We start from the raw sequence: 16437 nt of genomic DNA, 5'->3' as shown, positions 1-16437 counted from the left end.
AGCCTGTAAATAAGTCATTTATTTACAGGCTTTATTTTTTATAAATGTTTTTCGATGGCAGCTAAAGTCTGAGTGCTTTCATAAAATGGTTTTAAGATCAGGGTAATGATTGGTTCGAGTACATCATGTTCATCTAAAGCCACGACGACTTTAGGATAAAAACGTACTGCTTCATTGAGTAAATCTGTTTCTTCTATACCGATTGCAGCAAAAACATCTTCCAGACTTTCATCTTTATAGAAGTCATAAAACACTTTAACGCCGTATAAGATCAAATCTTGTATAAAAGAGGACTGGCGTAATTCTTTCCAGTACTCATAAATCATCACGAAGAATTCTTCTACATCGAGTGGAGTAACTTGCTTGGTATATTCAGATAAAGGCTGAGCTTTGTTGTCGTCCCAGATATTGCGTGCAAGGCTCTCAAGGTCATCATTTGAAAGCAAGCTGAGATCAACCAGCTGTTCTTGAATGAATCGACCGATACTTTCTTCAATCTTTTGTTCAATGCGCTGCTGTTGGCGATGCGAAAAGCTTTTTAGTTTTTGTTGCCATTCATATTTACTTTCAGAAATGCGTTCTTCATCTGACTGAGTAAAGAGTTTTGGTAATTTGTTTTGTAGCGTTGTGGTCGCAATGTATTGGCACAACTGCTGAATTGAAGGGCTTTCTTTTAAAAATTGATTTAAATAATGGCGAATATTATCCAGTTCTAAAAATTTGGATAACCACATTTCAAACTGGTGATCTGAAAATACGTCCTGTAACTGTGCAGATGACTGTAAAGAAAAGACATGCAGTCTTTGTGCAATTTCCCCAATAAACTCTAATAGACCTGCACCAAGCTGCATTTCAAATGCATAGCGCTTTACCACTGCCTGAATTTGTTCTAATTCAATCACTTCTTTGAGCTGAATATTAGGTGCATGTTGGAGAAAAAGTTGAATAAATTGCTGGAAAAAATCAGCAGAAAGTTGAGTCGTGAGTTGATTTTTATAAAATGAAACTTGCTCAAGCATTAAAGCTTGAGCAAGTAATTGTGACTTTTCAGAAACAATTTTTTCAGTCATTCGCGGTCCATCCATTGACGATCGGGTAGCGTCGCTCACGACTGAAGGCACGTGAACTAATACGTGGTCCAATCGCGCCCTGACGACGCTTGTATTCATTACGATCTACCAAGCGAATGACTTTCTCAACCACTTCGGCTTCGTAGCCTTTGGCGATAATATCTGCTTGGCTGAGATCTTCTTCAATATAAGCATATAAGATGGCATCAAGTACATCATAAGCAGGTAATGAATCTTGGTCTTTTTGATCTGGACGAAGTTCTGCTGATGGTGGACGAGTAATAACACGTTCAGGAATGACTGGCGTTTCTTCAAGCGTGTTACGGTATTTTGCTAATTCAAATACAATGGTTTTGTACACGTCTTTTAGCACTGAAAAACCACCGACCATATCACCATAGAGGGTGCAATAGCCTACCGAGATTTCAGACTTGTTGCCTGTAGATAGCACGAGATTACCAAATTTATTGGATAAACCCATCAGTAAAGTACCACGAGTACGTGCTTGTAAATTTTCTTCAGTTGCATCAGCGGGGGTATTACCAAAGAATGGGAATAATGTCTGCATGAAGCTATTTACGATTGGATGAATCTCGGCAATACCAAAGGTGACTCCCATACGACGTGCTTGTTCAGTTGCATCTTCTACACTCATTTGTGAGGTGTAGGTATAGGGCATCATCACAGCCTGTACCTTATCTGCACCAATCGCATCAACAGCAATGGCCAATGTTAAAGCCGAATCGATTCCGCCAGATAAGCCAAGAATTACACCTGGGAAGCCAGAGCGTTGCACGTAGTCACGTGTTGCCATCACTAAAGCTTGATAAATCTCGGCAAAAGTTTCTAATGCAGGAATCGCATCAGTTGCTTTGAACTGTTTTTGTTCCGCATCATATTCAGCGTAAGAAAGAGCTTCTTGAAAGCTTGGTACTTGCAGTGCAAGTTGCCCATTATTATTGCTGACAAAGCTTGACCCATCAAAAATAAGGTCATCTTGTCCACCTACTTGGTTGGCATAGACAACGTTTAGATTCAATTGTTTTGCTAGTTCATTGAGGGTTTGAATGCGGTGTTGTGGTTTGCCAACTTCATACGGCGAAGCATTTAAGACCAGAACCGTTTCAACATTCAGCTGGCTGAGTTGTTTAACGGTATTGAGTGACCAAACATCTTCACAAATCAAGACACCGAACTTGTGACCTAGATATTCGAAAACAAGATGTTGATGACCTTCTTGGAAATAGCGTTTTTCATCGAACACGCCATAATTTGGCAGGTTTTGTTTGTTATAAACACCTAAAACTTGCCCGTCTTTCATGACAGCAGCAGAGTTATAGCGATGACCATCCTCAGTTTGGTGCACAAAACCGAATACCATCAAGATATCTTTTACTTCACTTAATTGGGCAAACGCTTTTTGAGTGCGTTTTTGTAGATTTGGGCGGAGTAATAGGTCTTCAGCAGGGTAACCGAGCGTAGAAAGTTCAGGGAAGATGATCAAATCAGCCTGTTGTTGTTTCGCTAAATTTGCTTGCTCAACCATCTTTTGAGTATTTGCATCAATATTGCCAATGTGCGGAGAGAATTGAGCAAGGGCAACTTTAAAATTTTTCATTCAAACCTAATCCTAAGTCTTAACAAGTTCTGATATACAAGTTTTTGATTTATATGGGTATAGTTATTAAAAACAAGTGTATATCATGGCGCCAAACATTTTATATCTTAAAGAAAAATGACAAGTTTACTAATATATACTAAATGCACATTTTTCTGCGTAAAAATAACAAGTTTTTCTGTATAAAACAGCAACATTTCTCAATGTTTGCGTGATTATGGTGCATGATTATGAATAAATTGAATAGAGTCATATAAAGTTTTTTTTCATGTCATTTTCGCATGTCGGTATGACGCCCTAATTACAATATGAACAAACAATAAAAAATTGAGAAAAAAGAATAACTTTAGGCTTTTATCTTACATTTAAAAAATATTTAAAACAGTTGTACTTTTTTTAAAAATTATATTATTCAATAATTTGAAATTATATCGTGTGTTTTTTATACCGTTCATCGGGAATATCTTTGCGACACTTGAGTGTACATTTGTGCACTGCTATCATCCTAATTAATGTGAACGGCTGTGCACTTCGAAGATCATCAAGTGCACTCAAACACGTAAAATGAAGAGGTAACAACAATGTCAGTTTTATTATTTCCTGTGATTGCATTTGGATTGGCTGTAGTCGTTGGCCGTGTAGGTACAGTGATGTTTCAAGAAAAAGATCAACAAGTTTAATTGATCATAAAGTTTTTATTCATTTATTGCTGAGGTAAAGATCATGTCAGTTTTATTATTTCCTGTAATTGCTTTTGGTTTGGCTGTCGTTGTTGGTCGTATTGGAACAGTGATGTTCCGTGAGCAAGACCAACAAGCTTAATTTATCAATTAATCGTTTTGAATGAAGAGGTAATCAATTATGCTTTCAACGATTTTATTGCCCGTCATAGCCTTTGGTTTGGCCATTGGTGTAGGGCGTGTAGGTACCATTGTTAAGGATGCAATGCGCGTAGATTTTACGACTGATATGGATGATAGTCATGAACACCCAACTGAAACTGGTAAAGGCACTGTTGCGTAAGTTCAAGTGTGAATTACTCACTTAAAAAACCCTGTAAATGCAAATTACAGGGTTTTTTAGTTTTTGAGAATAATATTGGGAATTCTGTTGAAAAAGATATCGCGTGCAATATCACCTTGTTGCTCAATGTTATAACTAGAAAAAGCTTTACCTTTGATCAAGTGATATTGATATGGATTATATTGTTTAAAGCTGAGGTAATAGCCTGCCTGAAGGATTGCACCTTTGACAATCACATTGGTGTGTTGTTGAAACTGTAAAATATGCGCAAGTTCGTGAATAAAGATTCCCTGCAAGGATGTGGAGCATTTTGAATAGTCAGGGCTAAAGTATTTTTGATGCACAAATAGATTGCCATTGGGTGCCATAAAAATATTAGCAGGTTGCCAAGGTAGGTAGGGAATATTAAAAATCTTTATTCGTGCATAATCGATAAGATCGCCAAAGACAGCGCGTGCCATTTCGATTTCATCAGACGTCAAACCACGATATTGAAATTGATTCATTTTGAGGTAAAAGATTAGGCTGGCAATGAATCGAGCTTTCAATTTTGGTAGAGCGTGCTGTATTGGTTTGTTCATCTGAACTAGGCATCTGAAAAACGTGAAGATCTGGTTTATTCTAGAATAAAAGCAAACTAAACAGGGTGAATTTTGGTATGCGGAGTATTAAATTAATGGCTTTTTCACTCTGCTGGGTGAGCAGTGTGGCTTATGCGGATTTAGAGATACAGCACTATAAAAATTGTACGGGATCACCATTGAAAGCCTTACAAGCTGATAGCACGCTTTTTTTCTTAACCATTGATGCTTATAAAAATAACCAATACAACTACGCTGCGATCTTGGATGCGTCTGAAACTGAAATGACGCAGTGTCTTATTGTTGATAAAAACCGAGAAGTGATTTTAGATACCATACCCAGCATGATTTCTAACAGTTGCGGTGGACAATGGGATAAACACAGTCATACACCAGTTTGGATGGCAGATATTGGTGGGGGAAAAGATGGGGTTAACTACTTTTACTACTTAGCTTCGGAACAGTTAAAGCAACTCAATAAAAGAGATGTATCTGAGATCAAGCAAATGATTGCAGGCATTGATTGCCAATTATCTACCTATAGAAAACAGGATGCAGCAGAGCTAAACGATTCTGCATTTTTCCTCTATCAGTTGGGTTATGATGATGCTTCATTAAAATTCTTAAACCATGTCATAAAATTAGATCCGAATAGAACTGTGGCTTACTTAAATCGAGCAGATGCTTATTTAGCTTTAAAAAATATAGGTCAAGCCAGAAAAAATTACATGATGTATGCTGATCAAATGAAAAAGTTGGGCTTATCCAACAAAGTCCCGTTAAGAATAAAAAAATATTTATGATCTGATTGAGAAAGCAGAAATATAGATCAATCATTTATAGCAAGAGATGAAATGAATGATGAAACAAACTTTATGGTTGTGCCTATTTTTATCTGTGTGCGTACAGGCCTATGCAAGTAATGAATATTACTGTTTTGCTGATGGCAAAAAATCAATTTTATTGGTTTCACCACAATATCAAAAGACACCGTCGATCAAGTATTATCCCTATCTCAAAGATATCAAGCTTTCTGAGCCAGTCCATATTGAAGAGGTTGAGATGGGTGAAGTCGCTCAGCCCGAAGTTTATAAGACCATGAATGAGCTGATTGATGGCAAAGTGACAGGACAATATACCTTTGTGTCGCAAGGCTATATTCTTTATGACGTAAGCTATCGAAATCTGAGAACAAAAAAAGAGACCCACTTTGAGCAAGTGTCTTTAAATTTGAAGGGGATAAGCTGTTTGTAGTTTGGATGCTTAGATTGGAAACGAATGCTGTAATTGTTTTTGAAGAAAATTACAGCATTAGAAAACAAGACTTGTTGCCTTAGAACTGAGGTTTTACTACGACTAAAATCACCACTGCAAACAAGATCAAGGTCGGCATCTCATTAAAGAAGCGCCAAAACTTGTGTGATTTATAGTGGGCATTGCCAATCAGTTTTTTACGGTAATAACCACAAATAAAATGGTAAATCACCAATAAACCGACTAGACCGACTTTAAGATAGAACCATAAAGCTTCATGATAATGTCGAGTTGCATCGCCCCAATCAACTAGAAAGTGGGCGGTAATAAGTGTGGCAATCATAGACGGCCACATAATACCGCGATACAACTTACGTTCCATGACTTCAAAGCGTTGATGACTCACAGCATCTTCACTCATGGCATGGTAAACAAAAAGACGTGGTAAGTAGAACAATGCAGCGAACCAACACACCACAGCAATAATATGTAATGCTTTTACCCACAAGAAAGCATCAGAAGGTGCATCCATCGATAATCCTCAGTGGGGGCGAGGGTGTGTTGATATTTCAACTATGCTTGCGTTATAGACTAAAACGACTTAAACAAGGCATGGAACGTAGGCAATGGTGACTTCATTGCCAAGTTCCATAACGAAGTTTAGGGAAGTTTTAGCCATAACCCTTCGGGACAGGGATATTTTTTGCTGCTACTAAGTTATGTCTTATTCACTTAGAATGACTAAGTTTCATAAGTCATGCCTTGTATTAGCTAAAAAATATCCTCTGTCGCAAGCATCTGTGAAATGTCAACGGACCCTCTACGCATCCCACTTCTTGAAAATGAGGCAAGCATTTACGCCGCCAAAACCAAAACTGTTACTCATGACAGTATTCAGTTTTGCATCACGCTTTTCAAGTACAATATCGAAACCTTGTGCGCCTTCATCTAGCTCAGTCACGTTGATGTTTGGCGCAATAAAGTCATTTTGCATCATCAAAACAGAGTAAATTGCTTCTTGAACACCCGCAGCACCTAAGCTATGACCCGTCATCGATTTGGTCGAGCTGAGTGGAGGAACTTGTCCTTCACCAAACGCACGTTCCATTGCTTTAAGTTCAGTCACGTCGCCCGCTGGAGTTGACGTGCCATGCGTGTTGACATAGTCAATATTTTCTACGCCATGTTGTTTTGCCTCATCAAGTGCCATGATGATACAGCGTGTCGCACCTTCACCGCTTGGTGCAACCATGTCTGCGCCATCACTGTTTGCAGCATAACCAATCACTTCAGCTAAAATGTTGGCACCGCGTGCTTGCGCATGTTCAAGTGATTCAAGCACTACGAAACCACCACCACCTGCAATGACGAAACCGTCACGGTCTTTTGAGTATGGGCGTGATGCAGTTTCAGGTGTTTCATTGTATTTTGAGCACAATGCACCCATCGCATCAAACAATAAGCTTTGTGACCAATGATCTTCCTCACCGCCACCAGCAAGCATTAAATCTTGTTTACCTAATTGAATTAGGTTGTAGGCATAACCAATGGCATCGGCAGAGGTTGCACATGCGCTGGTAATCGAGTGCGCCACACCTTGCAGTTTAAATGCAACGCCAACGTTCGCAGTAATAGTGTTACTCATATTGCGAGGCACAAAGAAAGGGCCGATTTTACGCGCGCCTTTTTCCTCTAATAGTTTGATCATTTCTGCAACAGATGCAGTTGAGTTACCACCAGAACCGCCAGCAATACCGTAACGTGGATTGTTTGCCAAATCTTCTTGTTTTAGACCAGCATGTTCAACAGCTGCGACAGCTGCGTTATACGCATACATCGCACAGACGCCCATAAAGCGTTTCAGTTTGCGATCAATACCATCAAAATTCTGTTCAGCTGCTGCGCTGACATGGCTCTTGAAATTCAGTTCTGCATAAGTTGGATTTAAACGTGTGCCTGAGATTCCATTTTTTAAAGAATGAGTGACCTCTTCTAAAGAGTTACCGATACATGAGTTAATGCCCATACCAGTGATTACAACACGTTTCATTTACAGATCCCTTTTATGGTAATACTTAAGCCCTGTGCATCTCGCTATGAATACAAATCAGGAGAAAAATAACGATTAAAATGGCTTATGAGTGAATGACACCATGATAGCAGAAAGGTTTTTTATTTCTTATGGCAAATCTTATGCCTATTTCCAGTTGTGTAAATATTCGTAAATATTCGCGATGTTGTGACGAAACGTAAAGAAAGAACACAGATAAAAGTTGAGATAAATCTGCATTCAACCTAGTATTTACCTAGAAATGCACAGATTACACAACAGAGGTACTTGATGACAAAATCTAAAAACAAGCAATCTTCAGGTTTATTTGCACAAGCCTTTGGAGTGGCTAAAAAGCTCAGTTCAGAATTACAGAAATTTCAAGTTGCCCCAACCACATCGGGTGCAGAACTCGCGAATTCATCCAATATTGTTGAAGGAAAAGCACGTTTCAAAAGTCCATTTGAGGTCGAAAAATATGAAAATCCTCAACAAATGCTACGCCAACAATTTCCAAAATTATCTCATCAATTGTTGGGTCGTCATTATAACCGAGTGAATAGTGTGGCTTCATTTGTTTCACCAGATTTGGGTGATAAGGTCTCAGACTATTTATTCCAATGGTTAAATGAGTTTAGTTCGAATAGTTCCCTGACTGAAAAAATCCTTGAGGAAGCTGGGGTGAAAGATATTATGGAACTGACCACAGATACAGGGCGTTCACAGCGCTTAAGTCAGGCATTGATTGAACAAAATAAATTATTAGCTGCAGCTCAAGGTGCGATTACAGGTGCAACGGGTGTCTGGGGTGCGGCGATCGATATTCCTGCATCTATTGTTTTGACTTTGAGAACGATATATCAAACAGGTCGTTCACACGGTTTTGATTTATCTGAAGATACAGATCAAGAAATCGTTGCTTTCATCTTTAAAGAAATTGATTTGAGTTTAGTTGCGGAAAAACAAACCTTGTTAGTTGCGTTAAAAGCGTTGAGATCAATGTTGGAAACGCATGATTTGCAACAGTTTCAGCAATTGTTAGGTTCAAATAATGATATTGAGTTGGTGAAAAAATGGTTGGTGGATGAAAGTGGTCAATTTAAGTGGAACTGGCTCAATCGGATTCCTCAAGCTTCTGTACTTAGTAAATTGACACCTGTTGCAGGTGCAGCACTGGGTGGTTTCTATAGTTGGAGACTATTAGAGGATGTTGGGCATAAATCACAATCTATTTTTGGTGCAGCTCGCTTCTATATCAATGAACATCCCCATGAAAAAATTTCGCCACTAGATGCATATTTTAAAGCGGAAGCTTTGTTGAAAAAGGCGAGTCCACGTTTATTAAGTGCAGTGGCAGAAGCCAACAAAACCACAGCATTAGATGAGCAGAATGATGTGATCACTAAAGTGACGGTTCAAGTTAAAGCAAATAAAGTTTCGACAGTCGCTGTAGATGACGAGGTAGAAGAAGGAATTCAACAACTTGCAGAACAGCATGTGATTGAACATCCCCATGCAGAACAACAGCCTGCATTAAAAGTACAGCAAGATGAAACTTTTGAGGATGTTGAGGCTGAGCAAAAATCAATTGATATAGAACCTGCGTCAACAAAACATAGCTAAATTTGGCTGTAATGTTTTAGACATAAAAAACACAACAAACATCAGAAATGGTCGACACTTGAAATGTTGACCATTTTTACTTCTTAGCTTACAATTATGTGCCCTTAAAAAGAGGTTCTTTTCTTTTTTTAAGGTTGTTTAATAACGGGAGAATTGCCAAATGGCAACAACAAATCAGTTGATCCGTAAGGGTCGTACAACTTTGATTGAAAAATCTAAAGTTCCTGCGTTGAAGGCTTGTCCACAACGTCGTGGTGTATGTACACGTGTTTATACTACTACACCTAAAAAACCTAACTCAGCAATGCGTAAGGTTTGCCGTGTTCGCTTAACTTCAGGTTTTGAAGTATCAAGCTATATCGGTGGTGAAGGTCATAACCTACAAGAGCACAGTGTTGTTCTTATCCGTGGTGGTCGTGTTAAAGACTTACCAGGTGTACGTTACCATACCGTTCGTGGTTCTTTAGACTGTGCTGGCGTTAAAGATCGTAACCAGTCACGTTCTAAATACGGTACTAAGCGTCCTAAGAAGTAATTCTAGGAAACTAGTCCAAGCAACCCTTTAGCGTTTCGCTTGTTTGAATTCTTCATAGATTTGTAATTCAAGCGACGTATAGTAAGGCCAGCGAAAGTACATGACACTTGTACAAACTGCTGGATTATCCTGAAGTGTCATATTATTAGGTGTATTAAAATGCCAAGACGTCGCGTAGTCGCTGCTCGTGAGATCCTTCCAGATCCAAAATTTAGCAGCCAAACAATCGCTAAATTCATGAACCACGTAATGCAAGATGGTAAAAAGTCTGTTGCTGAAGGTATCGTTTACGGTGCTTTAGAACGTGTTCAAGAAAAAAACAAAGTAGACCCAGTTGAATTTTTCGAGACTACTCTTGAAAAAGTTCGTCCTATGGTCGAAGTAAAAGCACGCCGTGTTGGTGGTGCTACTTATCAAGTACCTATGGAAGTACGCCCATCCCGTCGTACTGCTTTAGCTATGCGTTGGTTAGTAGATGCTGCTGCTAAGCGTTCTGAAAAAACGATGGCTTTACGTCTTGCTGGTGAGTTGCTTGATGCAGCTGAAGGTAAAGGTGCAGCGATCAAAAAACGTGAAGACGTGCATCGTATGGCTGAAGCCAACAAAGCCTTCTCTCACTACCGTTTCTAAGCGGATAAAACAGTCCCTAATCAGGAGAATATTCATGCGTACCGCAGCTCGATTCAACATCGCTCTTTACCAAAGTGGGGGCTTTGCGGGTATTTAAGTTGCCTGCTTGGATATTTGTGCGCATCAATTTAATTGATGCGTCCTGTTTTAAATATAACATTTAGGAATGTAGACATCATGGCTCGCCAAACCCCAATTAGTAATTACCGTAACATCGGTATTTCTGCGCACATTGACGCAGGTAAAACAACTACAACAGAACGTATTTTGTTCTACACAGGTGTATCTCACAAAATTGGTGAAGTACACGATGGTGCAGCAACAATGGACTGGATGGAACAAGAGCAAGAGCGTGGTATTACAATTACCTCTGCTGCAACAACTTGTTTCTGGTCAGGTATGAGTAGCCAATTCCCACAACACCGTATCAACGTAATCGATACACCGGGACACGTAGACTTCACAATCGAAGTTGAACGTTCTATGCGTGTTCTTGATGGTGCGTGTATGGTTTACTGTGCAGTTGGTGGTGTTCAACCTCAGTCTGAAACTGTATGGCGTCAAGCAAACAAATATAAAGTGCCTCGTTTAGCATTTGTGAACAAGATGGACCGTACTGGTGCAAACTTCTTCCGTGCTGTTGAGCAAGTTAAAACCCGTTTAGGTGGTAATCCTGTACCTATCGTTGTGCCAATCGGTGCAGAAGATACGTTTACAGGTGTTGTTGACCTTATCGAAATGAAAGCGATTATCTGGGATGAAGCATCTCAAGGTATGAAGTTCGAATACGGTGATATTCCTGCTGACCTCGTTGATACTGCGAACGAATGGCGTACTAAGATGGTTGAAGCTGCGGCTGAAGCATCTGAAGAGTTAATGGACAAGTACCTAGAAGAAGGCGATCTTTCTAAAGAAGAAATCATCGCTGGTTTACGTACTCGTACTTTGGCATCTGAAATCCAAGTTATGCTTTGTGGTTCAGCGTTCAAGAACAAAGGTGTTCAACGTATGTTGGATGCTGTAATTCAATTCTTACCTTCTCCAACAGAAGTTAAAGCGATTGAAGGTATTCTTGACGACAAAGATGAAACTAAAGCATCTCGTGAAGCATCTGACGAAGCTCCGTTCTCTGCACTTGCGTTCAAAATCATGAACGATAAGTTCGTAGGTAACTTAACATTCGTACGTGTTTATTCTGGTGTTCTTAAACAAGGTGATCCGGTTTATAACCCAGTTAAATCTAAGCGTGAACGTATCGGTCGTATCGTGCAAATGCATGCGAACGAACGTCAAGATCTTGATGAAATCCGTGCAGGTGATATCGCAGCGTGTGTAGGTCTTAAAGACGTTACTACGGGTGATACATTATGTGATGAGAAAAACATCATTACACTTGAGCGTATGGAATTCCCAGAGCCAGTAATTTCATTGGCTGTTGAACCAAAAACTAAAGCTGACCAAGAAAAAATGTCAATTGCTTTAGGTCGTTTGGCTAAAGAAGATCCATCGTTCCGCGTTCGTACAGATGAAGAATCTGGTCAAACCATTATTGCTGGTATGGGCGAGCTTCACCTTGACATCATCGTTGACCGTATGAAGCGTGAATTCGGTGTTGAAGCGAACATTGGTAAACCAATGGTTGCTTACCGTGAAACGATCAAAAAGTCTGTTGAGCAAGAAGGTAAGTTTGTTCGTCAAACAGGTGGTAAAGGTAAATTCGGTCATGTATATGTTCGTTTAGAGCCTATGGATGTTGAAGAAGCTGGTAAAGAATACCAATTCGCTGAAGAAGTTGTCGGCGGTACAGTACCTAAAGAATTCTTTGGTGCGGTTGATAAAGGTATTCAAGAACGTATGAAGAATGGTGTATTGGCTGGTTACCCTGTTGTGGGTATCAAAGCGACATTATTTGATGGTTCTTACCACGATGTCGACTCTGACGAATTGTCGTTCAAAATGGCTGGTTCGTACGCTTTCCGTGACGGTTTCATGAAAGCTGATCCTATCCTTCTTGAACCAATCATGAAAGTTGAAGTAGAAACTCCAGAAGACTACATGGGCGATATCATGGGTGACTTAAACCGTCGTCGTGGTATGGTTCAAGGTATGGACGATCTTCCTGGTGGAACAAAAGCAATTAAAGCAGAAGTTCCATTGGCTGAGATGTTTGGTTACGCGACTCAAATGCGTTCTATGTCTCAAGGTCGTGCGACTTATTCTATGGAATTCGCTAAATACGCTGAAACACCACGTAACGTGGCTGAAGGCATCATCGCTAAGTTCCAAGCTGGCGGTAAAAAAGGTGACGACGAGTAATCTTTCGATTACTATATTACCCAACTAAATTTAGTTAAAAAACCAAGTGCTCATGGGTGACCCTCATGAGCAGTTTATAAAGGAAGATCATCATGGCTAAAGCCAAGTTTGAACGTAATAAACCACACGTAAACGTGGGTACAATTGGTCACGTTGACCATGGTAAAACAACTTTAACTGCTGCGATTGCAACTATTTGTGCAAAAACTTACGGCGGTGAAGCGAAAGATTACTCACAAATCGACTCAGCTCCTGAAGAAAAAGCACGTGGTATTACAATTAATACTTCACACGTAGAATACGATTCTCCAATCCGTCACTACGCTCACGTAGACTGCCCGGGCCACGCCGATTATGTTAAAAACATGATTACTGGTGCTGCTCAGATGGACGGCGCGATCCTTGTATGTGCTGCGACTGATGGTCCAATGCCACAAACTCGTGAACACATCCTTCTTTCACGTCAGGTTGGTGTACCTTACATCATCGTATTCTTGAACAAGTGTGACCTTGTTGATGATGAAGAATTACTTGAATTAGTAGAAATGGAAGTTCGTGAACTTCTTTCTACTTATGACTTCCCAGGTGATGACACTCCAATCATCCGTGGTTCAGCTCTTCAAGCATTAAACGGTAACGATGGTCCTTATGGCGAACAAGCTGTAATCGACTTAGTTGCTGCACTTGATTCTTACATTCCAGAACCAGAACGTGCTATCGACAAAGCATTCTTGATGCCAATCGAAGACGTATTCTCTATCTCAGGCCGTGGTACAGTAGTAACTGGTCGTGTAGAAGCTGGTATCGTAAAAGTTGGTGAAGAAGTTGAAATCGTAGGTATCAAAGATACGGTTAAAACGACTGTAACTGGCGTAGAAATGTTCCGTAAATTGCTTGACGAAGGTCGTGCAGGCGAGAACTGTGGTGTTCTTTTACGTGGTACTAAGCGTGAAGACGTACAACGTGGTCAAGTACTTGCTAAGCCAGGTACAATCAAGCCGCACACTAAATTCGATGCAGAAGTATACGTACTTTCTAAAGAAGAAGGTGGTCGTCATACTCCATTCCTTAACGGTTACCGTCCACAGTTCTACTTCCGTACAACTGACGTAACTGGCGCGATCAAATTACAAGATGGCGTAGAAATGGTAATGCCTGGTGACAACGTTGAGATGTCAGTAGAGTTAATCCACCCGATCGCAATGGACCCAGGTCTACGTTTTGCGATCCGTGAAGGTGGTCGTACTGTAGGCGCTGGTGTTGTTGCTAAAGTAACTGCATAATCGCTTAAAGTGATAAAAAAACACCCCTCTGGGGTGTTTTTTTATGTCTGTGGTTTTGTATTTCTTTTCTTATATCGAAATCTAATATTCAATTGAATTTCTCTTGGTTCGAAAAATTTAATACTTAATTAAATTTTTCCTTGCGTCAGAAAAGTAGTTTCATTTATTTTCTTTTCCTCTTGCGTCGAAAATTAGTGTTACTTTTTTTCTTTTCCTCTTGCGTCGAAAATTTTAATACTTAATTAAAATTTTCCTTTACGTCAGAAAAGTAGTTTCACTTATCACTCCTTTTCCTCCTCATGTCCCAAACTGATAGCACGCTGTCCTAAACTGCACTTAATTGATTCGTATAAAACCGTAATATAAAACTCAAGAAAACGAACAAAAGTGCTCAGTGGAGATATTCCACTGAAAAGGAGTAGGCAGCATGAATGCTAAAGTAAATGTTTCGAATCGTGCAGGTGCAAGTTTCCCAGTACGTCGTATGAATTTTGATTTTAATGAAGTTCCAGAATATTGGGTCAGTGGTTCTGCAGGCTTGACACATTTTATGACAGGCTTATCTGCATTGTTTCCAGATGGCGAAAAACTATTTATTGACTCAGTTCGTGCTGTACGTTACCACCCAGCTATTAAAGACAATGAAAAACTGCAAAAAGAAATCAGTGCTTTTATTGGGCAAGAGGCGATGCATACCCAAGAGCATGTCAACTTTAATGCTTCAACTCAGAAGTATGGTCATGATGTCGAGACTCTTGAACGAAGAACAGGTATCGTGATTCAAACAGGTCGTAAACTATTTGCTAAATTGGTTAAGCCATTTGGCATGACGCAAGAAATGGTGGATTTGACTGCAACGACAGCGCTCGAACATTTTACTGCAACCATTGCTTCAGAATTATTGCGTAATCCGCATATCCAAGCATTGATGCAAGACAAGACCATGGAATATATGTGGTTATGGCATGCGGTAGAAGAAAATGAGCATAAAGCAGTTGCTTATGATGTGTATGAAGAAATTTTTGGTCGTGGCGTAAAGGCCTACGCATTACGTAATACTGCACTGGTCGTTTCGATGGTTGCAATTTTCTTGACCCAATCGTCATTCGTATTGAAATTATTGAAAGATGATGGAAAATTAAATCTCAAAGAGCTCGGTATGATTTATGAATATGCCTATAGCCCGTCGAAAGGAATTATCTCTGGAATGGCAGGTGAAATGTTGGCGTACTTCAAGCCTGGTTTCCATCCAAATGATTTAGATACTGTGCAATTATTACAAGATTGGAAGGCAAAATTAGGTCTATAAATCTTCCCTCTATATGCCTCGAAATTCCTGGAAAGGGACAATTAATTTTGTCCCTTTTTTTATTTTAATCTTTCATTTCATAAAGGATTTTGAGTAAGGTGACATGTCCTAAGATGATGCTTTTCTGACCTTATCTGCACTTATTGAATGCGCTGAAAAGGGCGTATAAATAAAGTATAGAAAATAATCAATGAAGCGTATTCATCGTATAGGAGAACAGGGTATGAATGCTAAAGTTAATATTTCAAACCGAGCTGGCGCCAGTTTTCCTGTACGCCGAATGGACTTTGAATTTGGTGAAGTGCCTCGTTATTGGGCCAATGGTGATGCAGCATTAACACATTTTATGACTGCGCTTTCAGCACTATTTCCAGAGGGCGAACAATTCTTTGTGAATAGTACCCGTGCGTTACGTAATGACCCTAAATTGGCCGATCAGCGACTACAGAAAGAGATCAGTGCCTTTATTGGTCAAGAAGCGATGCATTCTAAAGAACATTTAGCTTTTAATGCTTCAGCACAAGCTTATGGTTATGACGTTCGTGAATTAGAAGCTCAAACAGGGCGTTTGATTAATCGCACCATAGGCGTTGCTTCAAAAGTACTAAAACCATTTGGTTTTAGTAAAGAGATGATTGGGCTTACTGGAACTTGTGCCTTAGAGCACTTTACTTCCACCATTGCTGAAGAGTTGTTGAGTAATCCAGACATCCAAGCGATGTTTATGGATCAAACCATGTACCATCTATGGATGTGGCACGCAGTAGAAGAAAATGAACATAAGGCAGTTGCCTTTGATGTCTATCAAGCGATGTATGGACAAGGCCCTAAAGCGTATTTTATGCGTTCATTGGCTTTGGTCATTGCGATGGGTTTGATTTTTATCACTCAATCGTATTTCACGGCGAAACTTTTGCGAACTGATGGTAAATTGACATGGCGTGATACCAAATACATGATCAAATTCATGTATGGCTATAAAGGCTTTATGACTCGCCAAATTCCAACCTTATTGGATTTCTTAAGACCGAAGTTTCATCCAAACGATCAAGATACCACTGCGTTGCTGAATAAATGGCGGGCTGAGTTGGGTTTTAATTTAAGTTAACTTCAATGGGCAGTCAAAACTGCCCATTTTTTTATTC

The 16437-nt window shown here is 39.7% G+C and carries 15 protein-coding genes; 10 read left to right on the top strand and 5 right to left on the bottom strand.

The window, feature by feature from the left end:
• Positions 1-38: 38 nt before the first annotated feature.
• Together F896_RS05350 and F896_RS05355 are read right to left on the bottom strand one after the other, a co-directional pair.
• Positions 39-1070, bottom strand: a complete 1032-nt coding sequence (locus F896_RS05350; RefSeq protein WP_016164511.1) for a hypothetical protein — start codon at positions 1068-1070, stop codon at positions 39-41.
• Entirely contained in the window at positions 1063-2688 is a 1626-nt protein-coding gene (locus tag F896_RS05355) for an NAD+ synthase (protein ID WP_016164510.1), read from the bottom strand. The genes F896_RS05350 and F896_RS05355 overlap by 8 nt, the downstream gene beginning before the upstream one ends.
• 861 nt (positions 2689-3549) lie before the next feature.
• On the opposite strand from F896_RS05355, the gene F896_RS21070 reads away from it, so the two are divergent.
• Positions 3550-3711, top strand: coding sequence for a hypothetical protein (locus F896_RS21070; protein ID WP_016164509.1), 162 nt, complete (start codon positions 3550-3552; stop codon positions 3709-3711).
• 56 nt (positions 3712-3767) lie between these two features.
• Here the strand turns inward: F896_RS21070 and F896_RS05360 are convergent, their stop codons facing one another.
• A complete protein-coding gene (locus tag F896_RS05360) occupies positions 3768-4292 on the bottom strand; it encodes a hypothetical protein (protein ID WP_032882308.1) in 525 nt (174 codons plus the stop codon).
• A 77-nt stretch (positions 4293-4369) separates the two neighbouring features.
• Between F896_RS05360 and F896_RS05365 the strand changes: the two genes are divergently transcribed.
• Entirely contained in the window at positions 4370-5095 is a 726-nt protein-coding gene (locus F896_RS05365) for a hypothetical protein (RefSeq protein ID WP_032882306.1), read from the top strand.
• Between the two features lie 55 nt (positions 5096-5150).
• Positions 5151-5546, top strand: a complete 396-nt coding sequence (locus F896_RS05370; protein ID WP_016164506.1) for a hypothetical protein — start codon at positions 5151-5153, stop codon at positions 5544-5546.
• Between the two features lie 79 nt (positions 5547-5625).
• Here F896_RS05370 and hemJ read toward each other — a convergent pair whose 3' ends face one another.
• Both hemJ and F896_RS05380 read right to left on the bottom strand, forming a co-directional pair.
• Entirely contained in the window at positions 5626-6078 is a 453-nt protein-coding gene (gene hemJ / locus F896_RS05375; protein WP_016164505.1) for a protoporphyrinogen oxidase HemJ, read from the bottom strand.
• A gap of 288 nt (positions 6079-6366) precedes the next feature.
• Positions 6367-7596: a beta-ketoacyl synthase N-terminal-like domain-containing protein gene (locus F896_RS05380; RefSeq protein ID WP_016164504.1), complete on the bottom strand. Its 1230-nt coding sequence runs from the start codon at positions 7594-7596 to the stop codon at positions 6367-6369.
• A gap of 291 nt (positions 7597-7887) precedes the next feature.
• Between F896_RS05380 and F896_RS05385 the strand changes: the two genes are divergently transcribed.
• The 7 genes from F896_RS05385 to F896_RS05415 all read left to right on the top strand — a co-directional run bounded on the left by F896_RS05385 (position 7888) and on the right by F896_RS05415 (position 16400).
• Complete coding sequence (locus F896_RS05385) at positions 7888-9219, top strand: EcsC family protein (protein ID WP_016164503.1); 1332 nt, start codon at positions 7888-7890, stop codon at positions 9217-9219.
• Between the two features lie 160 nt (positions 9220-9379).
• Positions 9380-9754, top strand: coding sequence for a 30S ribosomal protein S12 (gene rpsL / locus F896_RS05390; RefSeq protein ID WP_004648013.1), 375 nt, complete (start codon positions 9380-9382; stop codon positions 9752-9754).
• Between the two features lie 159 nt (positions 9755-9913).
• Positions 9914-10384, top strand: coding sequence for a 30S ribosomal protein S7 (gene rpsG / locus F896_RS05395; protein WP_004638185.1), 471 nt, complete (start codon positions 9914-9916; stop codon positions 10382-10384).
• Positions 10385-10561: 177 nt separating this feature from the next.
• On the top strand, positions 10562-12700 hold the full coding sequence (gene fusA, locus F896_RS05400) for an elongation factor G (RefSeq protein ID WP_016164502.1): 2139 nt from the start codon (positions 10562-10564) through the stop codon (positions 12698-12700).
• Positions 12701-12792: 92 nt separating this feature from the next.
• Entirely contained in the window at positions 12793-13983 is a 1191-nt protein-coding gene (tuf, locus tag F896_RS05405) for an elongation factor Tu (RefSeq protein WP_016164501.1), read from the top strand.
• Between the two features lie 427 nt (positions 13984-14410).
• Positions 14411-15292, top strand: a complete 882-nt coding sequence (locus F896_RS05410) for a metal-dependent hydrolase (RefSeq protein ID WP_016164500.1) — start codon at positions 14411-14413, stop codon at positions 15290-15292.
• 223 nt (positions 15293-15515) lie between these two features.
• Positions 15516-16400, top strand: coding sequence for a metal-dependent hydrolase (locus F896_RS05415; RefSeq protein WP_016164499.1), 885 nt, complete (start codon positions 15516-15518; stop codon positions 16398-16400).
• Positions 16401-16437 lie beyond the last annotated feature (37 nt).

The organism is Acinetobacter genomosp. 15BJ (assembly GCF_000400715.1).
Classification (GTDB): domain Bacteria; phylum Pseudomonadota; class Gammaproteobacteria; order Pseudomonadales; family Moraxellaceae; genus Acinetobacter.
The sequence above is the reverse complement of the archived record's forward strand: the minus strand, read 5'-3'. Positions and strand labels throughout refer to the sequence as shown.